23 protein-coding genes are annotated in these 26,910 nt (G+C 60.4%); 20 read left to right on the forward strand and 3 right to left on the reverse strand.

Annotated elements, in window-relative coordinates:
- Window positions 1–39: 39 nt before the first annotated feature.
- Together ACIOAU_RS03765 and ACIOAU_RS03770 are read left to right on the forward strand one after the other, a co-directional pair.
- Window positions 40–294 (forward strand): YkgJ family cysteine cluster protein, encoded by a 255-nt coding sequence (locus ACIOAU_RS03765; protein WP_101318120.1) that lies wholly within the window; start codon window positions 40–42, stop codon window positions 292–294.
- Between the two features lie 31 nt (window positions 295–325).
- Window positions 326–931, forward strand: coding sequence for an START domain-containing protein (locus tag ACIOAU_RS03770; RefSeq protein ID WP_101318122.1), 606 nt, complete (start codon window positions 326–328; stop codon window positions 929–931).
- A gap of 66 nt (window positions 932–997) precedes the next feature.
- Here ACIOAU_RS03770 and gltA read toward each other — a convergent pair whose 3' ends face one another.
- Window positions 998–2,287: a citrate synthase gene (gene gltA, locus ACIOAU_RS03775; protein WP_101318124.1), complete on the reverse strand. Its 1,290-nt coding sequence runs from the start codon at window positions 2,285–2,287 to the stop codon at window positions 998–1,000.
- Window positions 2,288–2,637: 350 nt separating this feature from the next.
- On the opposite strand from gltA, the gene sdhC reads away from it, so the two are divergent.
- The 10 genes from sdhC to brnQ all read left to right on the forward strand — a co-directional run bounded on the left by sdhC (window position 2,638) and on the right by brnQ (window position 15,605).
- Window positions 2,638–3,024, forward strand: a complete 387-nt coding sequence (sdhC, locus tag ACIOAU_RS03780; RefSeq protein WP_178080755.1) for a succinate dehydrogenase, cytochrome b556 subunit — start codon at window positions 2,638–2,640, stop codon at window positions 3,022–3,024.
- Window positions 3,018–3,386 carry a succinate dehydrogenase, hydrophobic membrane anchor protein gene (sdhD, locus tag ACIOAU_RS03785; protein ID WP_101318128.1) on the forward strand — a complete coding sequence of 123 codons (369 nt, stop codon included), beginning with the start codon at window positions 3,018–3,020 and terminating at the stop codon, window positions 3,384–3,386. The genes sdhC and sdhD overlap by 7 nt, the downstream gene beginning before the upstream one ends.
- A gap of 3 nt (window positions 3,387–3,389) precedes the next feature.
- Window positions 3,390–5,162 (forward strand): succinate dehydrogenase flavoprotein subunit, encoded by a 1,773-nt coding sequence (gene sdhA, locus ACIOAU_RS03790; RefSeq protein ID WP_101318131.1) that lies wholly within the window; start codon window positions 3,390–3,392, stop codon window positions 5,160–5,162.
- 12 nt (window positions 5,163–5,174) lie between these two features.
- Window positions 5,175–5,879 (forward strand): succinate dehydrogenase iron-sulfur subunit, encoded by a 705-nt coding sequence (locus ACIOAU_RS03795; RefSeq protein WP_101318133.1) that lies wholly within the window; start codon window positions 5,175–5,177, stop codon window positions 5,877–5,879.
- A 245-nt stretch (window positions 5,880–6,124) separates the two neighbouring features.
- Window positions 6,125–8,956: a 2-oxoglutarate dehydrogenase E1 component gene (locus ACIOAU_RS03800; RefSeq protein WP_101318135.1), complete on the forward strand. Its 2,832-nt coding sequence runs from the start codon at window positions 6,125–6,127 to the stop codon at window positions 8,954–8,956.
- 42 nt (window positions 8,957–8,998) lie between these two features.
- The gene (odhB, locus tag ACIOAU_RS03805; RefSeq protein WP_103436750.1) at window positions 8,999–10,228 is read left to right on the forward strand and encodes a 2-oxoglutarate dehydrogenase complex dihydrolipoyllysine-residue succinyltransferase; all 1,230 of its coding nucleotides are present in this window, start codon (window positions 8,999–9,001) and stop codon (window positions 10,226–10,228) included.
- Between the two features lie 92 nt (window positions 10,229–10,320).
- Window positions 10,321–11,757: a dihydrolipoyl dehydrogenase gene (gene lpdA / locus ACIOAU_RS03810; protein WP_101318139.1), complete on the forward strand. Its 1,437-nt coding sequence runs from the start codon at window positions 10,321–10,323 to the stop codon at window positions 11,755–11,757.
- Window positions 11,758–11,930: 173 nt separating this feature from the next.
- Window positions 11,931–13,097 (forward strand): ADP-forming succinate--CoA ligase subunit beta, encoded by a 1,167-nt coding sequence (gene sucC, locus ACIOAU_RS03815; RefSeq protein WP_008091914.1) that lies wholly within the window; start codon window positions 11,931–11,933, stop codon window positions 13,095–13,097.
- Window positions 13,097–13,981, forward strand: coding sequence for a succinate--CoA ligase subunit alpha (sucD, locus tag ACIOAU_RS03820; protein ID WP_101318141.1), 885 nt, complete (start codon window positions 13,097–13,099; stop codon window positions 13,979–13,981). The genes sucC and sucD overlap by 1 nt, the downstream gene beginning before the upstream one ends.
- 310 nt (window positions 13,982–14,291) lie before the next feature.
- Window positions 14,292–15,605, forward strand: coding sequence for a branched-chain amino acid transport system II carrier protein (gene brnQ / locus ACIOAU_RS03825; RefSeq protein WP_401180036.1), 1,314 nt, complete (start codon window positions 14,292–14,294; stop codon window positions 15,603–15,605).
- Window positions 15,606–15,727: 122 nt separating this feature from the next.
- On the opposite strand, the gene soxR is transcribed toward brnQ, so the two are convergent.
- Window positions 15,728–16,192, reverse strand: coding sequence for a redox-sensitive transcriptional activator SoxR (soxR, locus tag ACIOAU_RS03830; protein WP_401180039.1), 465 nt, complete (start codon window positions 16,190–16,192; stop codon window positions 15,728–15,730).
- A gap of 167 nt (window positions 16,193–16,359) precedes the next feature.
- Between soxR and ACIOAU_RS03835 the strand changes: the two genes are divergently transcribed.
- The 5 genes from ACIOAU_RS03835 to ACIOAU_RS03855 all read left to right on the forward strand — a co-directional run bounded on the left by ACIOAU_RS03835 (window position 16,360) and on the right by ACIOAU_RS03855 (window position 23,430).
- Window positions 16,360–16,845: a DUF2165 family protein gene (locus ACIOAU_RS03835; protein ID WP_150573383.1), complete on the forward strand. Its 486-nt coding sequence runs from the start codon at window positions 16,360–16,362 to the stop codon at window positions 16,843–16,845.
- Window positions 16,846–16,880: 35 nt separating this feature from the next.
- Complete coding sequence (locus ACIOAU_RS03840) at window positions 16,881–18,002, forward strand: efflux RND transporter periplasmic adaptor subunit (RefSeq protein ID WP_401180043.1); 1,122 nt, start codon at window positions 16,881–16,883, stop codon at window positions 18,000–18,002.
- Window positions 17,999–21,052 carry a MexW/MexI family multidrug efflux RND transporter permease subunit gene (locus ACIOAU_RS03845; protein WP_401180046.1) on the forward strand — a complete coding sequence of 1,018 codons (3,054 nt, stop codon included), beginning with the start codon at window positions 17,999–18,001 and terminating at the stop codon, window positions 21,050–21,052. The genes ACIOAU_RS03840 and ACIOAU_RS03845 overlap by 4 nt, the downstream gene beginning before the upstream one ends.
- Before the next feature lie 50 nt (window positions 21,053–21,102).
- Window positions 21,103–22,539, forward strand: coding sequence for an efflux transporter outer membrane subunit (locus tag ACIOAU_RS03850; RefSeq protein WP_401180049.1), 1,437 nt, complete (start codon window positions 21,103–21,105; stop codon window positions 22,537–22,539).
- 126 nt (window positions 22,540–22,665) lie between these two features.
- A complete protein-coding gene (locus ACIOAU_RS03855) occupies window positions 22,666–23,430 on the forward strand; it encodes a DUF599 domain-containing protein (RefSeq protein WP_401180052.1) in 765 nt (254 codons plus the stop codon).
- A gap of 51 nt (window positions 23,431–23,481) precedes the next feature.
- Here ACIOAU_RS03855 and ACIOAU_RS03860 read toward each other — a convergent pair whose 3' ends face one another.
- Window positions 23,482–23,748 carry a hypothetical protein gene (locus ACIOAU_RS03860; RefSeq protein ID WP_101318157.1) on the reverse strand — a complete coding sequence of 89 codons (267 nt, stop codon included), beginning with the start codon at window positions 23,746–23,748 and terminating at the stop codon, window positions 23,482–23,484.
- Between the two features lie 149 nt (window positions 23,749–23,897).
- On the opposite strand from ACIOAU_RS03860, the gene ACIOAU_RS03865 reads away from it, so the two are divergent.
- The 3 genes from ACIOAU_RS03865 (at window position 23,898) to htpG (ending at window position 26,836) form a co-directional block, all read left to right on the forward strand.
- Entirely contained in the window at window positions 23,898–24,374 is a 477-nt protein-coding gene (locus ACIOAU_RS03865) for a PaaI family thioesterase (RefSeq protein ID WP_150569693.1), read from the forward strand.
- Window positions 24,374–24,832 (forward strand): PaaI family thioesterase, encoded by a 459-nt coding sequence (locus tag ACIOAU_RS03870; protein WP_101318160.1) that lies wholly within the window; start codon window positions 24,374–24,376, stop codon window positions 24,830–24,832. The genes ACIOAU_RS03865 and ACIOAU_RS03870 overlap by 1 nt, the downstream gene beginning before the upstream one ends.
- A 96-nt stretch (window positions 24,833–24,928) precedes the next feature.
- Window positions 24,929–26,836: a molecular chaperone HtpG gene (gene htpG / locus ACIOAU_RS03875; protein WP_101318162.1), complete on the forward strand. Its 1,908-nt coding sequence runs from the start codon at window positions 24,929–24,931 to the stop codon at window positions 26,834–26,836.
- Window positions 26,837–26,910: the final 74 nt, after the last annotated feature.

Genomic DNA, 26,910 nt, shown 5'->3' on the forward strand with positions numbered 1-26,910 from the left:
GGGACGTTCGTCCCGTTTTGTTCCAGGAGTCTAGACTTGATGAAATGCCGAGAGGGTTGCGGTGCATGCTGCATCGCCCCTTCGATCAGCTCGCCCATGCCGCGCATGCCACATGGCAAGCCGGCCGGTGAGCGCTGCCTGCACCTGACGCCGAGCAATCTCTGTGAGCTTTTCGGCAGGCCGGAGCGCCCCGCAGTGTGTGGTGGCTTTAAGGCCGATGTCGAGGTGTGTGGCAGTGATAGTGACGAGGCAATCAGGCTTCTTGGCTGGCTGGAGCAGATGACGGCGGCGTGACACGGTATCTTCGACAACAAGGATAAGCATGATGAGATCGTTCAAGCGTATTGCACTGCTGTGTGGAATGGGTGTGTTGTTGGCTCCGGCCGCCTGGGCAGAAAACTGGCAGGTGGCCAAGGACAAGGACGGCATCACCGTGTCGCTCAGCGAGGTGGCAGGATCGCAGTACAAGGCCTACCGCGGCGTGACGGTGATCAAGGCACCGCTGGCCAAGGTCAAGGCGCTGCAGGAAGACGTCGCCGGGGCCTGTGCCTGGATCCATGAGTGCGAGTCGCAGAAGCTGCTCAAGCATGAGGGTGATCAAACCTGGACTTACAGCCGCTTCAATACGCCGCCGCTGGTTACCCCGCGTGACTCGGTGATGCTGGTTACCACCACTCAGCAAGCGGACGGCAGCCTGCTGCGCACGCTGGAAGAAAAGCCCGATTATCTGCCGGCAGAAAAGGGTTTTGTGCGGGTGGCCAAGGTTGAAGGCTTCTGGAAGCTGGTGCCCAAGGGTGACAGCACTGAGGTGACCTATCAGGTGCACACCGAGCCAGGTGGCAGCGTGCCGTCCTGGCTCGCCAACAAATTCGTCGTGGATGCACCGTTCAATACTCTGCAGGCGCTACGCGAGCGCGCCGAGAAGCCCTGATCGCAAACGCAAAAAGGCTGCCCGAGGGCAGCCTTTTTTACGCATTCAGCATTAAACCAGCGATGCTTACTTGCGATCCGTCAGGTTGACGATATCGCGCTGCGGCTCACCGGTGTACAGCTGGCGTGGACGGCCAATCTTGTACGGGCTGGAGAGCATTTCTTTCCAGTGCGAGATCCAGCCGACAGTACGTGCCAGGGCAAAGATCACGGTGAACATGCTGGTCGGAATGCCGATCGCCTTGAGGATGATCCCCGAGTAGAAGTCGACGTTCGGATACAGCGAGCGCTCGATGAAGTACGGATCGGTCAGAGCGATCTCTTCAAGGCGCATGGCCAGTTGCAGTTGCGGGTCGTCCTTGATGCCCAGCTCGCGCAGGACTTCGTCGCAGGTCTGCTTCATCACGGTGGCGCGCGGATCGCGGTTCTTGTAGACGCGGTGACCGAAGCCCATCAACTTGAACGGATCGTTCTTGTCCTTGGCCTTGGCGATGAAAGTATCGATGTTGGAAACATCGCCGATTTCATCGAGCATGGTCAGTACGGCTTCGTTGGCGCCGCCGTGAGCCGGGCCCCACAGTGCTGCGATGCCGGCTGCGATACAGGCGAACGGGTTGGCACCCGACGAGCCGGCCAGACGTACGGTGGAGGTCGAAGCGTTCTGCTCGTGGTCGGCATGGAGGATGAAGATCCGGTCCATCGCCTTGGCCAGCACCGGGCTGATCGGTTTGATCTCGCACGGGGTGTTGAACATCATGTGCAGGAAGTTTTCCGCGTACGACAGATCGTTGCGCGGGTACATCATCGGCTGGCCCATGGAGTACTTGTAAACCATCGCTGCCAGGGTCGGCATTTTCGCGACCAGGCGCACCGCGGAAATTTCGCGGTGTTGCGGGTTATTGATATCCAGGGAGTCGTGGTAGAACGCCGAGAGGGCGCCGACCACACCGCACATCACCGCCATCGGGTGAGCGTCGCGGCGGAAACCGTTGAAGAACGACTTCAGCTGCTCGTGAACCATGGTGTGGTTCTTGACGGTGCTGACGAACTGCGCCTTCTGCTCGGCATTCGGCAGTTCGCCGTTGAGCAGCAGGTAGCAGGTTTCGAGGTAGTCCGATTGCTCGGCGAGCTGCTCGATCGGGTAGCCGCGGTGCAGCAGGATGCCCTTGTCGCCGTCAATGTAGGTGATCTTCGACTCGCACGAGGCAGTCGCCATGAAACCTGGGTCGAAGGTGAAGTGACCAGAAGCCCCCAACCCGCGGACGTCGATTACATCGGGACCAACGGTGCCGGTTAAAATGGGCAGCTCGACGGGGGCTGCGCCCTCGATGACCAACTGCGCTTTTTTGTCAGCCATGTGGCCTCCTATTAATGCTTGAAATCATCAGACAGACCCCCCACGCAGGGCCCGCACCACTATAGAGGGATAAATTCAGATGTCAATTTGCCTAAAGGTGGGTTGAATCACCCCCTAAGGCCTGATTTTTCAAGAAATTGGCGCCCGTTTACGCCTTTTGTTCGCTAAAGGCAATGCGCTATTTGGGCTAGCCCATCACGTTGTCATAAGCAGCCTAACTGTCTATACTCGGCAGCCGACCGCCAAGGGCTTGCAAGCCCGATTGCTGGGGGTCGCCGTTCTCTGGGTGGTGGGTACCTGACCAGTACACTTACCAACAACTTTGCCCTGTTAGCTTGGGGCTCTTCAGTGTGAAAAAAGCCGTGAAAAGCCAACGACCTGTAAACCTAGACCTAAGGACCATCAAACTCCCCATTACCGGTATTACGTCATTCCTGCACCGTGTCTCCGGCATCATTCTCTTCCTGGGCTTGGCGATCATGCTTTACGCATTGAGCAAATCCCTGGGTTCGGAGGAAGGTTTCGGCGAGGTGAAGGCGTGCTTGACCAGTCCGCTGGCCAAGTTCGTGGCGTGGGGTCTCCTCTCTGCCTTGCTGTATCACCTGGTTGCCGGTGTGCGCCATTTGATCATGGACATGGGCGTCGGTGAGACACTGGAAGGCGGAAGACTGGGCTCGAAAATCATCATCGCTGTTTCCGTAGTGGTGATCGTGCTGGCAGGAGTTTGGATATGGTAACTAACGTCACGAACCTCTCGCGTTCGGGCCTCTATGACTGGATGGCGCAGCGCGTATCTGCGGTCGTTCTCGCGGCTTACTTCATCTTCCTGATCGGCTACCTCGTCGCCCACCCGGGTATCGAGTTTGCCCAGTGGCACGCTCTGTTCTCCAACAATGCGATGCGAATCTTCAGTCTGTTGGCCCTGGTGGCCCTTGGCGCTCACGCCTGGGTCGGCATGTGGACCATCGCCACTGACTACCTGACGCCAATGGCGCTGGGCAAGTCGGCGACTGCGATTCGTTTCCTGTTCCAGGCGGTATGCGGCGTTGCGATGTTCGCTTACTTCGTCTGGGGTGTGCAGATTCTCTGGGGTATCTGATTCATGGCTATGATTCCAACGATTTCATTCGACGCCATCATTGTTGGTGGTGGCGGTGCCGGCATGCGCGCTGCGCTGCAGCTGGCCCAGGGCGGTCACAAGACTGCCGTGATCACCAAGGTCTTCCCGACCCGTTCGCACACTGTTTCCGCCCAGGGCGGCATCACCTGCGCAATCGCCTCGGCTGACCCGAACGACGATTGGCGCTGGCACATGTACGACACCGTCAAGGGGTCGGACTACATTGGTGACCAGGACGCTATCGAATACATGTGTCAGGAAGGCCCGGCTGCGGTGTTCGAGCTGGACCACATGGGTCTGCCGTTCTCGCGTACCGAAACTGGCCGTATCTACCAGCGTCCGTTCGGTGGCCAGTCCAAGGACTTCGGCAAGGGCGGTCAGGCGGCGCGCACCTGCGCAGCTTCCGACCGTACCGGTCACGCGCTGCTGCACACCCTGTACCAGGGCAACCTGAAAGCCGGCACCACCTTCCTCAACGAGTACTACGCAGTCGATCTGGTGAAAAACCAGGACGGCGCATTCGTTGGTGTGATCGCGATCTGCATCGAAACCGGCGAAACCCTGTACATCAAGGCCAAGGCCACTGTACTGGCGACTGGCGGTGCGGGCCGTATCTACGCGTCGACCACCAATGCCCTGATCAACACCGGTGACGGTATCGGCATGGCCCTGCGTGCAGGCGTTCCGGTACAAGACATCGAAATGTGGCAGTTCCACCCGACCGGCATCGCCGGCGCTGGTGTACTGGTCACCGAAGGTTGCCGCGGTGAAGGCGGTTACCTGATCAACAAGCACGGCGAGCGTTTCATGGAGCGCTATGCGCCTAACGCCAAGGACCTTGCCGGTCGTGACGTTGTGGCCCGCTCGATGGTCAAGGAAATCATCGCCGGTAACGGCTGTGGTCCGAATGGCGACCACGTGATGCTCAAGCTCGACCACCTCGGCGAAGAAGTGCTGCACAGCCGCCTGCCAGGCATCTGCGAGCTGTCCAAGACCTTCGCCCACGTCGACCCAGTGGTCGCGCCGGTGCCGGTCGTACCAACCTGCCACTACATGATGGGCGGCGTTGCCACCAACATTCATGGTCAGGCCATGACCCAGGACGCCGACGGCGTCGACCAGATCATCCCGGGCTTGTTCGCCGTGGGTGAAGTGGCTTGCGTATCGGTTCACGGCGCTAACCGCCTGGGCGGCAACTCGCTGCTCGACCTGGTGGTGTTCGGTCGTGCTGCTGGTCTGCACCTGGAAAAAGCGCTGTCCGACGGCATCACCTACACCGACGCCAGCGACACCGACATCGAAGTCGCCCTGAGCCGCTTGAACAAGCTCAATCAGCGCACCGATGGCGAAGACGTGGCTACCCTGCGTCGCGAGCTGCAAAGCTGCATGCAGAACTACTTCGGCGTGTTCCGCACCGGCGAATACATGCAGAAGGGCATCGAGCAGCTGGCTCAGCTGCGCGAGCGTATTGGCAACGTCAAGATCAACGACAAGTCCCAGGCCTTCAACACCGCGCGGATCGAAGCGCTGGAGCTGCAGAACCTGCTGGAAGTTGCCGAAGCTACTGCGATCGCCGCAGAAGTGCGTAAAGAGTCGCGCGGTGCTCACGCCCGTGAAGACTTCGAAGATCGTGACGACGAAAACTGGCTGTGCCACACCCTGTTCTTCCCAGGTGAGAAGCGGGTTGCCAAGCGCGCAGTCAACTTCGCACCGAAGACCGTACCGGCGTTTGAGCCAAAAATCCGGACTTACTAAGGGGTGGCCGCTATGTTGAAAGTCGAAGTATATCGCTACAACCCGGACACCGACTCGGCGCCGAAAACTCAGATTTTCGAAGTCGACACCGGTGGCAAGGACCTGATGGTGCTGGACGTGCTGGCACTGATCAAGGAGCAGGACGAAGGTTTCTCCTATCGTCGCTCCTGCCGTGAAGGTGTCTGTGGTTCCGACGGCATGAACATCAACGGCAAGAACGGTCTGGCGTGCATCACGCCGCTGTCTGCCGTAGTAAAAGGTAACAAATTGGTCGTGCGTCCGCTGCCGGGCCTGCCAGTTATCCGTGACCTGGTCGTCGATATGAGCATCTTCTACAAGCAGTACGAGAAGGTGAAGCCATTCCTGCAGAACGATTCGCCAGCTCCGGCTATCGAACGCCTGCAATCGCCAGAAGAGCGCGAGAAGCTGGACGGTCTGTACGAGTGCATCCTGTGCGCTTGCTGCTCGACTTCCTGCCCGTCGTTCTGGTGGAACCCGGACAAGTTCCTCGGTCCAGCTGCACTGCTGCAGGCCTATCGCTTCCTGGCCGACAGCCGCGACACGAAAACTCAGGAGCGCCTGGCGTCCCTGGATGACCCGTTCAGCGTATTCCGCTGCCGCGGGATCATGAACTGCGTAAACGTTTGCCCTAAAGGTCTGAATCCGACCAAGGCAATCGGTCACGTACGTAACATGCTGCTGCAAAGCGGCACCTGATACACAGCTGTTGCAAGTGCAAGACACTGAAGCGCGGGTGGTGAGCCCGCGCGGAGGTGAAACCCGGGCAGGGGTCGATAAGGCCCACGCCCATTACCTATGAAGATTTGAGACCAGCAGGGGCTTCCGGGCTGGTACCCGGAAAATCTGCAGGATCCTCGGTGGCGTGATTGGTCGCTGTTCTCGGGCTTTCTCATGCGTATTGAGGTACTTGCCGATTCGTCCCCGAACGAGGGTGACCAAGCATGCAAGAAAGCGTGATGCAGCGCATGTGGGAAAGCGCCCACCTTTCAGGTGGTAACGCTGCATATGTGGAAGAGCTCTACGAACTCTACCTGCACGACCCTAACGCTGTGCCAGAAGAGTGGCGCACCTACTTCCAGAAGTTGCCCGCCGACGGCAGCACCGCTACCGATGTATCGCACTCGACAATCCGCGACCATTTCGTACTGCTGGCAAAGAACCAGCGCCGCGCTCAACCGGTTTCCGCCGGGAGCGTGAGCAGTGAACACGAGAAGAAGCAGGTTGAAGTTCTGCGACTGATCCAGGCCTATCGTATGCGCGGCCATCAGGCTGCCAAGCTCGACCCGTTGGGGTTGTGGCAGCGCCCTGCGCCCGTAGACCTGTCGATCAATCACTACGGCTTGACCAATGCCGATCTTGATACGACCTTCCGTGCCGGCGACCTGTTCATCGGCAAAGAGGAAGCGAGCCTACGCGAAATTCACGATGCGCTGGAGAAGACATATTGTCGCACCATCGGCGCCGAGTTCACCCATATCGTCGATTCCGAGCAGCGTAGCTGGTTCCAGCAGCGTCTCGAAAGCGTGCGTGGGCGTCCGGAGTTTTCCGCTGATGTGCAGGCGCATCTGCTTGAGCGTGTCACCGCAGGTGAAGGCCTCGAGAAGTATCTGGGCACCAAGTATCCAGGTACCAAGCGCTTCGGTCTGGAAGGCGGCGAGAGCCTGATCCCGATGCTGGACGAAATGATCCAGCGCTCGGGCTCCTACGGCACCAAGGAAGTCGTGATCGGCATGGCCCACCGTGGCCGTCTGAACGTGCTGGTCAATACCTTCGGCAAGAACCCGCGCGAGCTGTTCGACGAGTTCGAAGGCAAGAAGATGAACGAGCTGGGCTCGGGTGACGTTAAATATCACCAGGGCTTCTCGTCGAACGTGATGACCCCGGGTGGTGAAGTTCACCTGGCCATGGCGTTCAACCCGTCCCACCTGGAAATCGTCTCGCCAGTGGTGGAGGGTTCGGTGCGCGCCCGTCAGGACCGTCGCAACGACAGCGTTGGCGACAAGGTACTGCCGATCTCGATTCACGGTGATGCTGCGTTCGCTGGCCAGGGTGTGGTACTGGAAACCTTCCAGATGTCGCAGACCCGCGGTTTCAAGACCGGCGGCACCGTGCACATCGTGATCAACAACCAGGTTGGTTTCACCATCAGCAACCCGCTCGACTCGCGTTCCACCGAGTACTGCACCGACGTCGCCAAGATGATTCAGGCGCCGATCCTGCACGTCAACGGTGATGATCCGGAAGCAGTGCTGTTCGTGACCCAGCTGGCCATCGATTACCGCATGCAGTTCAAGCGTGACGTGGTGGTTGACCTGGTCTGCTACCGTCGCCGCGGCCACAACGAAGCGGACGAGCCTAACGGCACCCAGCCACTGATGTATCAGCAGATCAGCAAGCAGCGCACCACCCGTGAGCTGTACGCCGAGTCGCTGATCCAGGCCGGTCGTGTCGATGCCGAGCGTGCTCAGGCCAAGATCGACGAGTACCGCAACGCACTGGACAACGGTCTGCATGTGGTCAAGAGCCTGGTCAAGGAGCCGAACCGCGAACTGTTCGTCGACTGGCGTCCATACCTGGGCCATGCCTGGACCGCGCGTCACGACACCCGTTTTGACCTCAAGACCTTGCAGGACCTGTCGGCCAAACTGCTGGAGATGCCGGAAGGCTTCGTCGTGCAGCGTCAGGTGTCGAAGATCTACGAAGACCGCCAGAAGATGCAGGCCGGTGGCTTGCCGATCAACTGGGGCTATGCCGAAACCATGGCGTACGCCACGTTGGCCTTCGAAGGTCACCCGATCCGCATGACCGGTCAGGATATCGGCCGCGGCACCTTCTCGCACCGCCATGCGGTGTTGCACAACCAGAAGGACGCCAGCACCTATATCCCGCTGCAGAACCTGTACCCGGGCCAGCCACGTTTCGATCTGTACGATTCGTTCCTGTCCGAGGAAGCAGTTCTGGCGTTCGAATACGGTTACTCGACCACTCAGCCAAACGCGCTGGTGATCTGGGAAGCCCAGTTCGGCGACTTCGCCAACGGTGCGCAAGTGGTGATCGACCAGTTCATCACCAGTGGCGAGCACAAGTGGGGCCGTCTGTGCGGTCTGACCATGCTGCTGCCGCACGGCTACGAAGGCCAGGGTCCTGAGCACTCCTCGGCGCGCCTGGAGCGTTACCTGCAGCTGTGCGCTGAGCACAACATCCAGGTGTGCGTACCGACCACCCCGGCACAGATCTACCACCTGCTGCGTCGCCAGGTGATCCGCCCGCTGCGCAAGCCGCTGGTAGTCCTGACGCCGAAGTCGCTGCTGCGCCACAAGCTGGCCGTGTCGACCTTGGAAGACCTGGCAGAAGGCTCGTTCCAGACCGTGATCCCGGAAATCGACACCCTCGATCCGGCCAAGGTCGAACGCTTGATCCTGTGCAGTGGCAAGGTCTACTACGACCTGCTGGAAAAACGCCGTGCCGAAGGCCGCGAAGATATCGCCATCGTGCGTATCGAGCAGCTGTATCCGTTCCCGGAAGACGACCTGGTCGAAATCCTGGCGCCGTACAGCAACCTCAAGGCCGCCGTCTGGTGCCAGGAAGAGCCAATGAACCAAGGCGCCTGGTACAGCAGCCAGCACCACATGCGCCGTATCCTGGGCCGCCACAACAAGGCACTGGTCCTGGAATACGCCGGCCGCGACGCTTCTGCCGCGCCAGCCTGTGGTTACGCATCGAAGCACGCTGAACAGCAGGAAAAACTGCTGCAAGACGCCTTCACTGTTTAATGCTTTCGCGCACCTGAAACCGAATTTAAGGAAACACTGCTAATGGCTATCGAGATCAAAGCCCCAACCTTCCCGGAATCGGTTGCCGACGGCACCGTTGCCACCTGGCACAAACAGCCGGGCGACGCCGTCAAGCGTGACGAGCTGATCGTTGACATCGAAACCGACAAAGTCGTCCTGGAAGTGCTCGCCACTGCCGACGGCGTACTCGGCCCGATCGTCAAGGGCGAGGGCGACACCGTCCTCTCCGACGAACTGCTGGGCTCGATCGTTGAAGGCGGCGCTGCTGCCGCTGCACCTGCTGCTGCCGCGCCTGCTGCTGGCGGCGCTGCCCCGGCCGCTGCTGCCGACGCTGGCGAAGACGACCCGATCGCTGCACCGGCCGCGCGCAAGCTGGCTGAAGAAGGCGGTATCGATCTGGCTACCGTCGCCGGCACTGGCAAAGGCGGTCGTATCACCAAGGAAGACGTGGTTGCTGCCGTTGCCAACAAGAAGTCCGCGCCTGCCGCGGCTCCTGCTGCCAAGCCAGCCGCTGCTGCTGCCGCTCCAGTACTGACCGCCACTGGCGACCGTACCGAGAAGCGTGTGCCGATGACCCGTCTGCGCGCCAAGATCGCCGAGCGTCTGGTCGAAGCCCAGTCGAACATGGCGATGCTGACCACCTTCAACGAAGTCGACATGACCGAAGTCATGGCTCTGCGTTCGAAGTACAAGGACCTGTTCGAGAAGTCCCACAACGGCGTACGCCTGGGCTTCATGTCGTTCTTCGTCAAGGCCGCTACCGAGGCGCTCAAGCGCTACCCGGCAGTCAACGCCTCGATCGACGGCACCGACATCGTCTACCACGGCTTTGCTGACGTCGGCGTTGCCGTCTCCAGCGACCGTGGCCTGGTGGTTCCAGTACTGCGCAACGCCGAGCAGATGAGCCTGGCGGAAATCGAGAACGGCATCGCCACCTTCGGCAAGAAGGCTCGTGACGGCAAGCTGGGCATCGAAGACATGACCGGCGGTACCTTCACCATCACCAACGGTGGTACATTCGGCTCGATGATGTCGACCCCGATCGTCAACCCGCCGCAGGCGGCTATTCTGGGCATGCACAACATCATCCAGCGTCCGATGGCGGTCAATGGTCAGGTTGCCATTCGCCCGATGATGTACCTGGCGCTGTCCTACGATCACCGTCTGATCGATGGCAAGGAAGCAGTAACCTTCCTGGTCACCATCAAGAACCTGCTGGAAGACCCGGCTCGTCTGCTGCTGGACATCTAACACGCAGCTGCAAGCGGCAACCGGCCGGCTCCCGTGCGAGCCCGTCGCTTGCCGCTTGAGGCTTGCAGCTTGTAGCTGAAAAGGAATCTTTTATGACCCAGAAATTCGACGTGGTAGTGATTGGTGCAGGCCCTGGTGGCTACGTTGCCGCGATCAAGGCCGCTCAGCTTGGCTTGAGCACCGCCTGCATCGAGAAGTACACCGACGCCGAAGGCAAGCTGGCCTTGGGCGGTACCTGCCTGAACGTCGGTTGCATTCCTTCCAAGGCGCTGCTGGACAGCTCCTGGAAATACAAGGAAGCCAAAGAGAGCTTCAACGTGCACGGTATCTCCACTGGCGAAGTGAAGATGGACGTTGCTGCCATGGTTGGCCGCAAGGCTGGCATCGTGAAGAACCTGACCAGCGGTGTTGCCACCCTGTTCAAGGCCAACGGTGTTACTTCGATCCAGGGCCACGGCAAACTGCTGGCTGGCAAGAAAGTCGAAGTCACCAAGGCTGACGGCACTACCGAAATCATCGAAGCCGAAAACGTGATCCTGGCCTCCGGCTCGCGTCCGATCGACATTCCGCCGGCTCCGGTCGACCAGAACGTCATCGTCGACTCCACCGGTGCCCTGGAATTCCAGACCGTTCCGCAGCGTCTGGGCGTGATCGGCGCTGGCGTGATCGGCCTGGAACTGGGTTCGGTATGGTCGCGTCTGGGTGCTCAGGTAACTGTCCTGGAAGCTCTGGATACCTTCCTCATGGCTGCCGATACTGCAGTTGCCAAGGAAGCCCAGAAGACCCTGACCAAGCAAGGCCTGGACATCAAGCTGGGCGCTCGGGTGACCGGCTCGCAAGTCAACGGCAACGAAGTCGAAGTGACTTACACCGATGCCAACGGCGAGCAGAAGATCACCTTCGACAAGCTGATCGTTGCGGTCGGCCGTCGTCCAGTGACCACCGAACTGCTGTCTGCCGACAGTGGCGTCGACATCGACGAGCGCGGCTACATCTTCGTCGATGACTACTGCGCAACCAGCGTGCCGGGCGTGTACGCCATCGGTGACGTGGTGCGTGGCATGATGCTGGCGCACAAGGCCTCGGAAGAGGGCATCATGGTTGTCGAGCGCATCAAGGGCCACAAGGCTCAGATGAACTACGACCTGATCCCATCGGTTATCTACACCCACCCGGAAATCGCTTGGGTCGGCAAGACCGAACAAGCCTTGAAGGCTGAAGGCGTAGAGGTTAACGTGGGCACCTTCCCGTTCGCGGCCAGCGGCCGTGCGATGGCTGCCAACGACACCGGTGGTTTCGTCAAGGTCATCGCCGACGCCAAGACCGACCGCGTTCTGGGTGTGCACGTGATTGGCCCATCGGCTGCCGAACTGGTTCAGCAGGGCGCAATCGCAATGGAATTCGGCACCAGCGCCGAAGACATCGGCATGATGGTGTTCAGCCATCCGACCCTGTCCGAAGCGCTGCATGAAGCCGCTCTGGCTGTGAATGGCGGTGCCATTCACGTCGCCAACCGCAAGAAGCGTTAATTATAAGAAACCACGGCGGGTCGCCCGTCGTGAGTCCTGCGTGCATGACTCACCGCGGAACGTCCGCCGGACCGGACCTTCGGGACCACCCGAAGGTTTAACGGTCACAGGTGGTGCGGCGCCATTGTTGGCGCAGCGCCGAAGCGCAGTACCTAACGAAGACGGTATAAAGCATGAATCTTCACGAGTATCAGGGTAAGCAGCTGTTCGCTGAATACGGCCTGCCAGTTTCCAAGGGTTTCGCAGTCGACACCCCTGAAGCAGCAGCAGAAGCCTGCGACAAGATCGGCGGTTCCGAGTGGGTTGTAAAAGCCCAGGTTCACGCAGGTGGTCGCGGTAAAGCGGGCGGCGTCAAGCTGGTTCGCAGCAAAGAAGACGCCAAGGCGTTCGCTGCACAGTGGTTGGGCAAGCGTCTGGTGACTTACCAGACTGACGCCAACGGTCAGCCAGTGACCAAGATCCTGGTCGAGTCCTGCACTGACATCGCCAAAGAGCTGTATCTGGGCGCTGTAGTCGATCGTTCGAGCCGTCGTATCGTGTTCATGGCTTCCACCGAAGGTGGCGTGGACATCGAGAAAGTCGCTCACGAAACTCCTGAGAAGATCATCAAGGCTACTATCGATCCACTGGTTGGCGCTCAGCCATTCCAGGGTCGTGAACTGGCGTTCCAGCTGGGTCTGGAAGGCAAGCAAGTTGCACAGTTCGCCAAGATTTTCGTAGGCCTGGCCAAGCTGTTCAAAGAACACGACCTGGCCCTGCTGGAAGTCAACCCGCTGGTCATCAAGGCCGACGGCGACCTGCATTGCCTCGATGCCAAAATCAACATCGATGCCAACGCAATGTACCGTCAGCCTAAGCTGAAGACCTTCCACGACCCGTCCCAGGACGATCCTCGTGAAGCCCACGCTGCCAGCTTCGAGCTGAACTACGTAGCGCTGGAAGGCAACATCGGTTGCATGGTCAACGGTGCTGGCCTGGCCATGGGTACCATGGACATCGTCAACCTGCACGGCGGCAAGCCAGCCAACTTCCTCGACGTAGGTGGTGGTGCTACCAAAGAGCGCGTGACCGAAGCTTTCAAGATCATCCTGTCCGACAGCAATGTCGCGGCCGTACTGGTCAACATCTTCGGCGGCATCGTTCGCTGCGACATGATTGCCGAAGGCATCATCGGCGCTGTGAAAGAAGTCGGCGTCAAGGTACCGGTTGTCGTCCGTCTGGAAGGCAACAATGCCGAACTCGGCGCTAAAGTACTGGCAGAAAGCGGTTTGAACATCATTGCTGCAACCAGCCTGACCGACGCTGCTCAACAAGTTGTCAAAGCTGCGGAGGGCAAGTAATGAGCGTCCTGATCAATAAAGACACCAAAGTCATCTGCCAGGGCTTCACCGGCTCGCAGGGCACTTTCCACTCCGAGCAAGCCATCGCCTACGGCACCAAGATGGTTGGCGGCGTGACTCCGGGCAAGGGCGGCACCACTCACCTGGGCCTGCCAGTGTTCAACACTGTGAAAGAAGCTGTAGAAGCTACCGGCGCTGACGCTTCGGTCATCTACGTTCCAGCTCCTTTCTGCAAGGACTCGATCCTTGAAGCAGCCCTGGGCGGCATCAAGCTGATCGTCTGCATCACCGAAGGCATTCCTACCCTGGACATGCTGGATGCCAAGGTCAAGTGCGACGAACTGGGTGTTACCCTGATCGGCCCTAACTGCCCAGGCGTGATCACTCCGGGCGAGTGCAAGATCGGCATCATGCCAGGTCACATCCACTTGCCAGGCAAGGTCGGTATCGTGTCGCGTTCCGGCACCCTGACCTACGAAGCTGTCAAGCAGACCACCGACGCCGGCTTCGGCCAGTCGACCTGCGTCGGCATCGGCGGTGACCCGATCCCAGGCTCGAACTTCATCGACATCCTGAAGCTGTTCCAGGAAGACCCGCAGACCGAAGCGATCGTCATGATCGGCGAGATCGGCGGTTCGGCTGAAGAAGAAGCCGCTGCCTACATCAAAGCCAACGTGACCAAGCCGGTCGTTTCCTACATCGCTGGTGTTACCGCTCCTGCGGGCAAGCGTATGGGTCACGCTGGTGCAATCATCTCTGGCGGCAAAGGCACTGCAGACGAGAAGTTTGCAGCGCTGCAGGACGCAGGTGTTAAAACCGTGCGTTCGCTGGCCGACATCGGCAAGGCCCTGGCCGAGCTGACTGGCTGGGAAGCCAAGAAGTAATACGCTAGACCCCCCACGCGCACAGAGGCCACCTTCGGGTGGCCTTTGTCGTTTCAGCAGTACCGCAAGTCAGCTCACTGGGGCTGTCGTTCATAACCGCGACAGCCAATTGCATTGGCGAGACACCTCGTCAGCCAGCCGTGCAGTCGGGGTGCAACTTGGTTACACTGTCGCCCACTTTCGTGTCGGCGCCCCAAAAGGGTGCGGGTATGTCAAAAAGGTCTGTCCCACCCGGACGGTCCCATATTTCCCTCATCCAAGGGGAAATCCCTCTCTAAATCCCGATTTCAGTAGTGTGGTATTTCCTTAAATGAAAGTTCTCAAAGGCCAGGATATTCTGGCGCTTGGCTTTATGACGTTTGCGCTGTTCGTCGGCGCCGGCAACATCATCTTCCCGCCGATCGTTGGCTTGCAGTCAGGCCCGCACGTGTGGATGGCAGCCTTGGGCTTCCTCGTCACTGCGGTAGGCCTGCCGGTCATCACCGTGGTTGCCCTGGCCAAGGTCGGCGGCGGCATGGACGCGTTGAGCAGCCCGATCGGCAAGTTCTTCGGTGGCCTGCTGGCGGCGGTCTGCTACCTGTCGGTCGGCCCGCTGTTCGCTACCCCACGTACGGCGACGGTGTCGTTCGAAGTGGGCGTAGCGCCGTTGACCGGTGAAAGCCCGCTGGCGTTGTTCATCTACAGCCTGGTGTACTTCATCATCGTGCTGGCAGTGTCCATGTACCCCGGCAAGCTGCTCGATACCGTGGGCCGCTTCCTTGCACCGCTGAAGATCCTCGCCCTGGCGGCCCTGGGTATCGCTGCGTTTGCGCTGCCTGCCGGGACCATCGGCGAAGCACAGCCGGCTTACGTTGCCGCGCCGTTCTCGCAGGGTTTCATCAATGGCTACCTGACCATGGACACCCTCGGGGCGCTGGTCTTCGGTATCGTCATCGTCAACGCGATCCGCTCGCGTGGCGTCGAGTCGCCAAAGCTGATCACCCGCTATGCAGTCATCGCTGGCCTGATCGCCGGGTTAGGGCTGGCACTGGTGTACATCAGCCTGTTCCGCCTCGGTGCCGGCAGCCATGACATCGCCGCTGAAGCTACCAACGGCGCGGCCGTGCTGCATGCCTACGTGCAACACACCTTTGGCTCGCTTGGTAGCGGCTTCCTGGCGGTTTTGATCGCGTTGGCCTGCCTGGTGACTGCGGTTGGCCTGACCTGCGCCTGTGCCGAGTACTTCAGCCAGATTCTGCCGCTGTCGTACCGCACGCTGGTGGTGATCCTGGCCGGTTTCTCGCTGGTGGTTTCCAACCTTGGCCTGACCAAGCTGATCATGTTCTCGATCCCGTTGCTGACGGCAATCTATCCACCATGCATCGTGCTGGTGGCGCTGAGCTTCTGCAAAGGGATCTGGAACTCGCCGGTGCGTATCATGGGTCCGGTGATGGCGGTGTCGTTGTTGTTCGGCATGGTCGACGCGATCAAAGGCACTTCGCTCGCGCACATGCTGCCGGATGCCGTAGCGCATCTGCCGCTGAGCGAACAAGGCCTGGCGTGGTTGGTGCCTTCGGCGCTGACCCTCGGCGCGGCGATGCTTTGCGACTGGATGCTGGGCAAGCCGCGCGAGGTCCTGGCGTGAGGCACTGACAGCTTCTGGCGAGCGCTGGCCACAAGCCGCTTGGGCGTTTGCTGCAGCTGAATGACAAAACCCCGTGTCCGTCAGGATCCGGGGTTTTTTTATGCGTGGCTTACAATGTGCAACTAGGAGCGTTCCAGAATCTGCGGGCCAGGGCCTGCTTCACCGAGTACATCACCTGGGTTGCGCAACGGGCAGTCATCCAGCGATAGACACCCGCAACCTATGCAACTGTCCAGTTCGTTCCGCAATCTCGTCAGCCGTTCAATGCGCTCATCGAGGTTGGCCTTCCACTGCGACGACATCACCTTCCACTGCGCCGCGGTGAGTTTGCTGCCGACCGGGTACTGGCTGAACGCTGCGCGGATGGACTCCAGGGAAATCCCGGTGCGCTGTGCCACTTTGATGATGGCGATATAGCGCAACATGATCGCCGAGTAGCGGCGCTGATTACCTTCTCTGCGCGTGCTCGTGATCAACCCTTTGGACTCATAGAAGTGCAGGGTAGAGACCGCTACGCCGCTGCGCCTGGCCACCTCGCCGACGCTCAATGTCCGGTAGGGACCGGTCGATTCCAGTTCTTTGTCCATGGTGCTTGACCTCAAGATAACTTGAGGTATTAGAGTGCCTCGCGCTGCATTTGGCAAATCTGCGCGCGCGCCGTGGGATCGGCGCGTGCTCCCGTGCGGGCTGGCTGCAATGGCAGCCGTCTGCAGCGGCAACGGGTAATAGCGCTTCTACGGATAAAGGCACTTCTATGAGTTTGGATAGTTCTGTGTGGCTGTTTCAGTCGCTGTACGCAGTCGGCCTGGCCATTTGGCTGACGATCGCTGTGATCGATAACCTGCGCGGGTTTCGTGAGTTGGTCCACGCGGTGGGGGTGACGATGTCGATGACGTCGCTGCAACAACCTCCCGCTATCCATTCGATCCTGTCGGAGCGTGCGCTGACCTCCGTGCGCTGGCATCGCCTGGCCGTGTCCGTGCTGCTGGTGCTGAAGTGCGTTGCTTTGCTTGCGTGCTGGATCGGGTGTTACCTGTTGCTTATCGGCGGCGGCCTGGAGCAAGCCCGTCCTTGGCTCAACGTTGCCCTGAGTGCTTTCACTGGCTGCCTGTTGGCCATGCATCTGGGCGGCCTTTGGTTCGCTTACTGGATTCGCGAAGACGACCTGCAACGCGGTCACCTGGCGTTACTGATCTGGACGTTGGGCAGCTTTTTCCTGTTCAACGGCCGCTGGGCATGAACCGAACCAAGTCCGAGACCAAGAGCCTCTTCGCCATGCATACAAAAACGACCCGTGCCCTCGCCATCGCAGCGTGTGCCCTCATCCTGTGCGCTGCGCTCTATGCAGCGGGTAATTTCAAAGACACTGCAGACACAGCTGGAGTGACTGCATTGACCAAGGTCGCGCTCGCTACCGTCGAGCACGGCAACGCTTCGAGTAGCATCTCCGCAATCGCCGGGCTGGAAGCCGCTCGCCAGGTGCAGGTGCCGGCGGAGGTCGGTGGTCGGGTGACCATGATCTCGTTCACCTCGGGGCAGGCGGTTGCCGCGGGTCAGTTACTGCTGCAACTCAATGACGCACCCGAGCAAGCCGAGCGCATACGCCTTCAGGCACAGCTGCGTAATGCGCAGACAGCGCTCGCACGCACCCGCAGCCTGGTCGCGCAAAACGCCGCGACCCAGGAGCAGCTCGACGACGCAAGGGCGGCACATGACATGGCCCTCGGCGCGCTACGGCAGAATGAGGCGTTGATCGCACAAAAGGCTATTCGTGCGCCATTCTCCGGGGTGGTTGGCATCCGCCGTGTGCATGAAGGCCAGTACCTGAACGCTGGTGATGCAATTGTCAGCCTGGTCGACGCGCGCACGCTTCACGCCAACTTCTCGCTCGCCGAGCAAAGCAGCCCAGGCCTCTACGTCGGGCAGCCGGTCGAGCTACTGGTCGATGCTTATCCTGGTCGCAGTTTCCAGGCAAAGGTAAGCGCGATTGATCCGTTGATCGACCGCTCGCGTACGGTCCAGGTGCAAGCCACGCTGACCAACCCCGACAGCCTGCTCAAGGCCGGTATGTACGCGAGCATCCAGGTGGCGCTCGCCGAGACGCAGCCGGTGCTCACCATTCCGGAAACGGCGGTGACTTACACAGCCTATGGCGACACGGTATTCGTGGCGGAACGCAACGACCAGCAGATGCTGGTGGTCAAGCGTGTCGCCGTCGAGGCCGGCGAGCGGCGCGATGGTCGCGTGGAGATCGACAAGGGCCTGCGCGAAGGAGATCGGGTGGTCACCTCAGGGCAGCTCAAGCTCAGCGATGGCATGGCCGTCGACGAGGTCACGCATGACACCTTGGCCGCACCAGATCCGCTTGCCAGCGATATCGCACAGGTGTCGCCATGAAATTTACCGATGTTTTCGTGCGCCGCCCGGTGCTCGCCTTGGTGGTCAGCACGCTGATTCTGCTGCTGGGCTTGCTCGCAGTGGGCAAGCTGCCGATCCGCCAATACCCCATGCTGGAAAGCTCGACCATCACGGTCATGACCGAGTATCCGGGAGCATCGTCGGAGCTGATGCAAGGCTTCGTTACCCAGCCGATTGCGCAAGCGGTGTCGTCCGTCGAGGGCATTGACTATCTATCGTCCTCCTCGGTGCAGGGGCGCAGCCTGGTCACCCTCAGGATGGAGCTCAACCGCGACTCGACCCAGGCGCTGACCGAGGTCATGGCCAAGGTCAATCAGGTTCGCTACAAGCTGCCGGCGCAGGCCTATGACCCGGTGATCGAACGCTCGTCCGGCGACTCCACCGCCGTCGCTTATGTTGGTTTCTCCAGCGCATCGCTCGCTACGCCAGCGATGACCGACTACCTGGCGCGGGTGGTGGAGCCGATGTTCTCCACCATCGAAGGGGTTGCCAAGGTCGAGGTATTCGGCGGGCAACGGCTCGCGATGCGGTTGTGGCTGGACGCCGACCGCTTGGCTGCACGCGGGTTGACCGCTGCCGATGTCGCGCAGGCTGTGCGGCGCAACAACTTTCAGGCCGCACCCGGCAAGGTCAAGGGCCAGTACGTGGTGTCGAGCGTGCGGGTCAATACCGATCTTGCCAGCGTCGCCGAATTTCGCGAGCTGGTAATTCACAACGACGGCAACCGCCTGGTGAAGTTGAAGGACGTCGGCACGGTCGAGCTGGGAGCAGCAGCGTCGGAAACCAGCGGCTTGATGGATGGCACGCCCGCGGTACACCTGGGGCTGTTTCCGACCCCGGCTGGCAACCCGCTGGTGATCGTCGCAGGGATCAAGGAGCTGCTGCCGCAGATCCGCCAGACCCTGCCGCCCGGCGTGCAGGTCGAACTGGCCTTCGAGACTTCGCGGTTCATCGAGGCGTCGATCGATGAGGTCATTCACACCTTGCTCGAAGCCTTGCTCGTGGTCGTGGTGGTGATCTATCTGTGCCTTGGCTCGTTGCGCACCGTGTTGATCCCGGTGGCGACCATTCCGCTGTCGATGCTGGGCGCCGCAGGTTTAATGCTGGCCTTCGGCTTCAGCATCAACTTGCTGACGCTGCTGGCCATGGTGCTGGCCATCGGGCTGGTGGTGGACGATGCCATCGTGGTGGTCGAAAACGTCCATCGGCACATCGCGGCGGGCAAGTCACCGGTCGCCGCTGCGTTGATCGGCGCGCGTGAGGTGGCCGGGCCGGTGATCGCCATGACCATTACCCTCGCGGCGGTGTATGCGCCGATTGGGCTGATGGCCGGCCTGACGGGCGCATTGTTCAAGGAGTTTGCTTTGACCCTGGCCGGCGCGGTGGTGGTGTCGGGCGTGGTTGCCCTGACCCTGTCGCCGGTCATGAGCTCGTTGCTGTTGCCAGCCAGACAGCAGGAAGGGCGCATGGCGCATGCCGCCGAGCAGTTCTTTGCTGGTTTGACGCGACACTATGGCCAGCTGTTGAGTATTTCGCTGAGCCACCGCTGGGCCACTGCCGGGTTCGCGCTGCTGGTGTGCGTGAGCCTGCCCCTGCTGTATCAGTTGCCGCAGCGCGAGCTGGCACCCGCTGAGGATCAGGCCAACGTGCTGACCGCGATCAAGGCGCCGCAGCATGCAAATCTGGACTATGTGGAACGTTTTGCCCATAAACTCGATGCCGTCTACGCAAGCATCCCGGAGACCGTCAGCACCTGGATCATCAACGGCAGCGACGGCGTGGCCTCCAGCATCGGTGGCATCAACCTGTCGACCTGGGGCGAGCGCGAGCGATCAGCCGCGCAGATCCAGGCGCAACTGCAGGGCGCCGTCAATGAAGTCGAAGGCACCAGTATCTTTGCCTTCCAGTTAGCGGCGTTGCCCGGTTCTACCGGCGGCCTGCCGGTGCAGATGGTGCTGCGCAGTCCACAGGGCCATGCGCTGCTTTACCAGACAATGGAGGAGATCAAACAGCGCGCACGAGACAGCGGCCTGTTTGCCGTCGTCGACAGTGACCTCGATTACAACAGTCCGGTGGTGCAGGTGCGCATTGATCGCGCCAAGGCCAACAGCCTTGGTATAAGCATGCAGGACATCGGTGAATCGCTGGCGGTGCTGGTCGGTGAGAACTACGTCAACCGTTTCGGCCTGGAGGGCCGCTCCTATGATGTAATTCCGCAGAGCGTGGGCGATCAGCGCCTTACTCCGCAGGGGTTGGCGCGCCAGTTCGTGCGCACACAGGATCAAACGCTGGTGCCGCTGTCGACCGTCGTGCAGGTAGCGATGCAGGTAGAGCCCAACAAGTTGACGCAGTTCAACCAGCAAAATGCTGCTACCTTGCAGGCCATCCCTGCGGCGGGTGTATCACTTGGCGAGGCCGTGGCCTTTCTTGAGGGGGTGGCGAGCAGCCTGCCGGCCGGCTTCAGCCATGACTGGCAATCCGATGCCCGCCAGTACGTGCATGAAGGCAGCGCGCTGGTGTTCGCGTTCCTCGCGGCGCTGGTGATCATTTACCTGGTGCTGGCCGCACAGTACGAAAGCCTGATCGACCCGTTGATCATCCTGATCACCGTGCCGCTATCGCTTTGCGGCGCATTGCTGCCGTTGGCGCTGGGCTTTGCCACCTTGAACATCTATACCCAAATCGGCCTGGTGACCCTGATTGGTCTGATCAGCAAGCACGGCATCCTCATGGTCGAGTTCGCCAATGAGCTGCAGGCGCGTGAAGGGCTGAACCGGCACACGGCCATTCTGCGTGCGGCACAGATTCGCCTGCGGCCGGTGCTGATGACCACTGCGGCAATGGTGGTCGGGCTGGTGCCGTTGTTGTTCGCCAGCGGTGCGGGTGCCAACAGCCGCTTCGGGTTGGGTGTGGTGATCGTGTCGGGGATGCTGGTCGGTACGCTCTTCACCTTGTTCGTGTTGCCCACGGTGTACACGCTGCTGGCCCGCAACCACTCGGCCAGCGCCACGACCCTTCGCGCACGATAACTTGCCGAAGTCGATACTTGTGAGGGCGCAGCGGAGCAGGGGAGCGCATCATGAAAAAACTGTACCCATGGGTCTTGATGGCCAGTGTCAGCGCGGTGCTCGGCTGCGCGGTAGGACCGCAATACGTTCAACCTGTCACGCCGCCGATTGCAGTGCAGAGCAAGCAGGCGAGCCAGTTCAATGCGGCGCTGAGTCAGGCGCCGTGGTGGACGTTCTTCGATGAACAGCGGCTCACTCAGCTTATCTCCACGGCACTGACGCACAACCATGACATTCGCCAGGCCCAGGCCAACCTGCAGGCTTCTCGCGCGGTGTCCGATGAACGCCGCCTGGATCGACTGCCCACCGTCACCGCGCAAGCTGGCTATCTGCGCAGCATCGCGCAACAAGCCGACGCTGACGGTAAGGTCGAACGCAGGCTGAGCGAAAGCTGGCGGACAGGTTTCGATGCTCAGTGGGAGATCGATTTGTTCGGGCGTCTGAACCGCCTGAGCCAGTCGGCACAAGCTCGTTCGCAGGCAATGCAGGCAGAATTGGACTTGATCCAACTGACCATTGCCGCCGAAGTTGCGCGTGCCTATTACGAGGGCCAAGGCGCGCAGCACAGACTGCAACTGGCTCGAGCGCAGGCACAGAGCTGGCAAGAAACGCTGCAGTTGGTCCAGGCCCGCGTAATGTCGGGCAGCGGCTCCCCGGAGGATCTGGAGAACGCCCGCGCCAACCTGTTGCGCAGCGAGGCCGCCATTCCGCCGCTGGCAGTAATGCTTGAGCAAATGCGCTTACGGCTCGATGTGCTGACGGGTTATCGGCCAGGCCACCATTCAGTCAACTTCGACGCGCCATCATCGCCACCTCTGGTCAGGCAATTGCCGCTGGGCGACGTCGATCGCCTGCTCCGCGCCAGGCCCGACGTGGTGCGTGCCGAGCGCTTGCTGGCAGCGAGCACTGAAGACGTCGGCGCTGCGACTGCCGAACTGTACCCGCGTGTGGACCTGGGTGGCTTCATCGGGTTCATCGCCCTGGGCGGCAACACCATCGGCAGCGCATCACGCGCATTCGAGGTTGCGCCTGGCGTCAGCTGGCCTGCACTGCGCCTGGGCAGCGCGCGTGCGCGCTTGCGCGGGGCGCAGGCGCTATCGGAGGGCGCCCTGGCAGGCTACGAGCAGTCCTTGCTGCAGGCTCAGGAGGAGGTTGAGCACGCTGTTACCCAGCTCACCCAGCAACAAACGCGTGTGGCCAGGATGCTGCAATCGGCCACTCATGGCCAGGCAGCACTCGACATCGCGATGGCGCGCTATCGCGCGGGCTCGGGCAGCTACTTGGCAGTGCTGGAAAATCAACGCGCCCTGTTCGAGATCCAGCAGGAGCTTGCCCAGGCGGAGACAGCCTCGTATGTCCACGTCATCGCCCTTTACAAGGCACTGGGTTGGGGTGCAGCAGGCCCTGGTCATGCGCCGCAGGCGCTCACTGCAGGTGCAGGCGTGTGAGCCGAAGCGTGGCAACCTGGGTGGTTGGCGAGGGGGCGCAGCTTTTGTAGTTCAACGCGTGTCTTTTGCCACATTCGGGCGTCGAAACCGATATCCTTTTGTGCACCTGAACGGTCGAGAACCTGCATGAGCTTTATCCAAAGCAACCTGAGCAACCTGTTGGCAGTCTGCTGGTTTGCCCTGTGCTGGGGTGGTTACACCCGCTACGCAATCTGGAAGGGCCGCGATACGGCCTGCCTGGCCAGCGTTCTGCACCTCTATCGGGAAGACTGGATGCGGCGCATGCTGCTGCGCGACAACCGCATTGCCGATGCCAGTGTGATCGGCAACCTTGAGCGCAATGCATCGTTCTTCGCTTCCAGCACGTTGATCATCCTTGCCGGTATCCTCACGGTGCTGGGGGCGTCGGACCGCGCCGTATCGCTGCTGGCCGACCTGCCGTATGTGCAGGTGGCTTCGCAGGGCATGTCGGAAGTGAAGCTGTTAGGCCTGGCGGCGGTGTTCGTCTACGCCTTCTTCACCTTCAGCTGGTGCATGCGCCAGTACAACTTTGCAGCGGTGCTGGTGGGCTCGGCGCCGATGATCGGCGAGCGCCTGGTCAACGAGCTTGAGCGCAAGGCATTTGCCGCGCGGGCAGCACGGGTGCTGTCACTTGCGGCCAACCAGTTCAACTTGGGCTTGCGCGCCTATTACTTCGGCATGGCCATGTTGACCTGGTTCATCAACCCGTGGCTGTTCATGGTCGTCAGCCTGGGCGTAGTGCTGATTCTTTATCGCCGCGAGTTCCACTCCGATGTATTGGAAGTGATGGTGTTCACGCCGACTGAAAGTGTCCCTCCTGACGCGCCGAAAGAGCCGACCGCGGTGTTGACTGAAACGGTTAATCGTTAAACTTCAGGCATAAAAAAACCCGACAATGTCGGGTTTTTTAATGTGCTGCGATTACGGCTTGACTGGTGCAGTCGGGGCCGGCTCGCCTTTGTCAGCAGCTTCTTCAGCTGCTTTTTGCTGCGCTTCAGCCTGGTCTTTGGCAGCTTCGGCGTTTTCCTTGGCAGCTTCATTCATCTTATCCTGAGCTTCGCCCGCTTTTTCCTGGGCTTGCTCAGCGTGTTCCTGTGCATCTTGAGCCTTGTTTTCGCTTGCCTTGTCGCAAGCAGCCAGGCCCATGGCAGCAGCCAGCATCAGAGCAAAAGCAAAAGGTTTACGCATGGGGTGTCTCTCCTTGGGTGGAATAACTTACTTGAACCTTCGAGTTCAAGTGCGCGAAATTAGTTCCACAGAGATTACAGATATATAAGTGCGCGTCCACTCTGGAATTTTCAACGCGCTTGTGCTGTCACGCCAACGAGGGCTTAACGGTGATCGATTCGTCTCTGACGGCCATGGCTGAGCGCTTTCTGTCGGCACTCCGGCATTGCCAGTTATTGAACATGCGCGTGCATCAAGCTGATGCTGGCGGCATGACCCTGGTGCTGCCTTGGTCGCCGCTGCTGGTTGGCAATCCACAGACCGGTGCGGTCCATGGCGGCGCGCTGACCACGTTGATGGACACCACCTGCGGCATGGCCACTTTGTGTTCGTTGGCGCAGTTCGAAGTGTGCCCGACCCTGGACCTGCGCATCGACTATATGCACCCCGCCGAGGCCGGCAAGGATATCTACGGCCACGCACACTGTTATCGTGTTACCCGCGATGTGATTTTCACCCGTGGCATGGCGTATCAGGATGACCCCGAGCAACCTATCTGCCAGGTGGTGGGGACTTTCATGCGCCTGGGTCAGCAGGCCAGGGGTGGTATCCGCTTTGCTGGCAAGCTTGATGGAGGGCAGGGCTGATGATTCCGGCAGACGTTCGCCAGCGCCTCAATCAGGCCCACGCTGTGGGTGATTACGCACCACTGCTGTCATTGATTCCTTATGCAGGGCTCATCGGTATCGAGTGCGAGCGCCAGGGCGAGCAGCTGTTGTTCCGCTTGCCAGCCAGTGCCGACAATGTCGGCAATCCGCTGTTGCCGGCCATTCATGGTGGTGTCATCGCAGGTTTCATGGAGCTCTCGGCAGCGCTCTACCTGCTGGTCTATAGCGAAAGCGCGAGCATTCCGAAAATCATCGATTTCTCCATCGACTACCTGCGTGCCGGCTATCTGCGCGACACCTACGCCAGCTGCCAGCTCTGGCGCCAGGGGCGGCGGGTGACCAATGTCGCGATCAGTGCCTGGCAGGACGATCGCAACCTGCCGATCGCCATGGCCCGTGCTCATTTCAAGATCGAACCGGAAAAGCCCTTGAAATAGTCCGCCATGCCCCCATCTGTTGGACATCCCGCCGTAAACGCCGGCCACCGCGGCCTGCCAGGCGACCATTGCCATCAGATCGGAGTTTTGAAGACCATGAGTGTGGAGACACAAAAAGAAACCCTGGGCTTCCAGACCGAGGTAAAGCAACTGCTGCACCTCATGATCCACTCGCTGTACTCGAACAAGGAAATTTTCCTTCGCGAGCTGATTTCCAACGCCTCCGACGCCGCTGACAAGCTGCGTTTTGAAGCCCTGGCCAAGCCAGAGCTGCTCGAGGGCGACGCCGACCTGAAAATCCGCGTCAGCTTCGATGCCGAGGCCGGCACCGTGACCCTGGAAGACAACGGCATCGGCATGAGCCGTGAAGATGTCATTGCGCACCTGGGCACCATTGCCAAGTCGGGCACTGCCGATTTCATGAAAAACCTCAGCGGCGACCAGAAAAAGGATTCGCACCTGATCGGTCAGTTCGGCGTGGGCTTCTATTCGGCGTTCATCGTCGCCGACCAGGTCGACGTCTACAGCCGTCGTGCTGGTCAGCCAGCTGCTGAAGGCGTGCACTGGTCGTCGAAAGGCGAGGGCGAGTTCGAAGTTGCCACCATCGACAAGCCACAACGCGGCACGCGCATCGTTCTGCACCTGAAGAAGGAAGAACAGGAGTTTGCTGACGGCTGGCGCCTGCGCAACGTCGTGAAGAAGTACTCCGACCACATTGCCCTGCCAATCCAGCTGCCTAAAGAGCAGGCCGAAGCCGCTGAAGGCGAAGCCGCACCGGCGCAGGAATGGGAAACCGTCAACCGCGCCAGCGCCCTGTGGACCCGTCCGCGTACCGAGGTCAAGGACGAGGAATACCAAGAGTTCTACAAGCACATCGGCCATGACTTCGAAAACCCGCTGGCCTGGAGCCACAACAAGGTCGAAGGCAAGCTCGAATACAACTCGCTGCTGTACGTCCCGGCCCGCGCGCCGTTCGACCTGTACCAGCGCGAAGCGCCGCGTGGCCTGAAGCTGTACGTGCAGCGTGTGTTCATCATGGACCAGGCCGAGTCGTTCCTGCCGTTGTACCTGCGTTTCATCAAGGGCGTGGTTGACTCCAATGACCTGTCGCTGAACGTTTCGCGCGAGATCCTGCAGAAAGACCCGATCATCGACTCGATGAAAACCGCGCTGACCAAGCGTGTGCTGGACATGCTCGAGAAGCTGGCGAAGAACGAACCCGAGCAATACAAGGGCTTCTGGAAGAACTTCGGCCAGGTCCTCAAGGAAGGCCCGGCAGAAGATTTCGCCAACAAAGAGAAGATCGCCGGCCTGCTGCGCTTTGCTTCAACCCACGACGACAGCGGCGAGCAAAGTGTGTCGCTGGCTGACTACCTGGCCCGTGCCAAAGAAGGCCAGGACAAGATCTACTACCTCACCGGCGAAACCTACGCGCAGGTCAAGAACAGCCCGCACCTTGAGGTCTTCCGCAAGAAAGGCATCGAAGTGCTGCTGCTGACCGATCGTATCGACGAGTGGCTGATGAGCTACCTGAGCGACTTCGACGGCAAGAGCTTTGTCGATGTTGCCCGCGGTGACCTTGACCTGGGCAAGCTGGATTCGGAAGAAGACAAGAAAGCCCAGGAAGAAGTCGCCAAGGAAAAAGAAGGTCTGGTCGAGCGTCTGAAAGCTGCGCTGGGTGACAGTGTTGCTGAAGTGCGTGTTTCCCATCGCCTGACCGACTCGCCAGCCATCCTGGCCATCGGTGAGCAGGACCTGGGCCTGCAGATGCGTCAGATTCTCGAGGCCAGCGGGCAGAAAGTGCCGGATTCGAAGCCTATCTTCGAATTCAACCCGGCTCACCCGCTGATCGAGAAACTCGATCACGAGCAGAGCGAGGATCGTTTCGGCGAGCTTTCGCACATCCTCTTCGATCAGGCTGCCTTGGCCGCTGGCGACAGCCTCAAGGACCCTGCGGCGTATGTGCGTCGCCTGAACAAGCTGCTGGTCGAGCTGTCTGCTTGAGATAAGCGCTGAATAAGCCCGCTTCGGCGGGCTTTTTTATTACGGTCTTTTGTACCAGGACAAGGAGAAGCTTG

The organism is Pseudomonas sp. NPDC088322 (assembly GCF_044740745.1).
Classification (GTDB): domain Bacteria; phylum Pseudomonadota; class Gammaproteobacteria; order Pseudomonadales; family Pseudomonadaceae; genus Aquipseudomonas; species Aquipseudomonas shirazensis.

Coding starts and splice junctions, on each gene's coding strand:
- ACIOAU_RS03870 (WP_101318160.1), top strand. CDS start 24,374: ATGATTCCGGCAGACGTTCGCCAGCGCCTCAATCAGGCCCACGCTGTG.
- ACIOAU_RS03845 (WP_401180046.1), top strand. CDS start 17,999: ATGAAATTTACCGATGTTTTCGTGCGCCGCCCGGTGCTCGCCTTGGTG.
- odhB (WP_103436750.1), top strand. CDS start 8,999: ATGGCTATCGAGATCAAAGCCCCAACCTTCCCGGAATCGGTTGCCGAC.
- ACIOAU_RS03765 (WP_101318120.1), top strand. CDS start 40: ATGAAATGCCGAGAGGGTTGCGGTGCATGCTGCATCGCCCCTTCGATC.
- sucD (WP_101318141.1), top strand. CDS start 13,097: ATGAGCGTCCTGATCAATAAAGACACCAAAGTCATCTGCCAGGGCTTC.
- ACIOAU_RS03800 (WP_101318135.1), top strand. CDS start 6,125: ATGCAAGAAAGCGTGATGCAGCGCATGTGGGAAAGCGCCCACCTTTCA.
- sucC (WP_008091914.1), top strand. CDS start 11,931: ATGAATCTTCACGAGTATCAGGGTAAGCAGCTGTTCGCTGAATACGGC.
- sdhA (WP_101318131.1), top strand. CDS start 3,390: ATGGCTATGATTCCAACGATTTCATTCGACGCCATCATTGTTGGTGGT.
- gltA (WP_101318124.1), bottom strand. CDS start 2,287: ATGGCTGACAAAAAAGCGCAGTTGGTCATCGAGGGCGCAGCCCCCGTC.
- ACIOAU_RS03850 (WP_401180049.1), top strand. CDS start 21,103: ATGAAAAAACTGTACCCATGGGTCTTGATGGCCAGTGTCAGCGCGGTG.
- ACIOAU_RS03840 (WP_401180043.1), top strand. CDS start 16,881: ATGCATACAAAAACGACCCGTGCCCTCGCCATCGCAGCGTGTGCCCTC.
- htpG (WP_101318162.1), top strand. CDS start 24,929: ATGAGTGTGGAGACACAAAAAGAAACCCTGGGCTTCCAGACCGAGGTA.
- ACIOAU_RS03855 (WP_401180052.1), top strand. CDS start 22,666: ATGAGCTTTATCCAAAGCAACCTGAGCAACCTGTTGGCAGTCTGCTGG.
- sdhD (WP_101318128.1), top strand. CDS start 3,018: ATGGTAACTAACGTCACGAACCTCTCGCGTTCGGGCCTCTATGACTGG.
- brnQ (WP_401180036.1), top strand. CDS start 14,292: ATGAAAGTTCTCAAAGGCCAGGATATTCTGGCGCTTGGCTTTATGACG.
- ACIOAU_RS03835 (WP_150573383.1), top strand. CDS start 16,360: ATGAGTTTGGATAGTTCTGTGTGGCTGTTTCAGTCGCTGTACGCAGTC.
- ACIOAU_RS03770 (WP_101318122.1), top strand. CDS start 326: ATGAGATCGTTCAAGCGTATTGCACTGCTGTGTGGAATGGGTGTGTTG.
- ACIOAU_RS03795 (WP_101318133.1), top strand. CDS start 5,175: ATGTTGAAAGTCGAAGTATATCGCTACAACCCGGACACCGACTCGGCG.
- lpdA (WP_101318139.1), top strand. CDS start 10,321: ATGACCCAGAAATTCGACGTGGTAGTGATTGGTGCAGGCCCTGGTGGC.
- soxR (WP_401180039.1), bottom strand. CDS start 16,192: ATGGACAAAGAACTGGAATCGACCGGTCCCTACCGGACATTGAGCGTC.
- ACIOAU_RS03860 (WP_101318157.1), bottom strand. CDS start 23,748: ATGCGTAAACCTTTTGCTTTTGCTCTGATGCTGGCTGCTGCCATGGGC.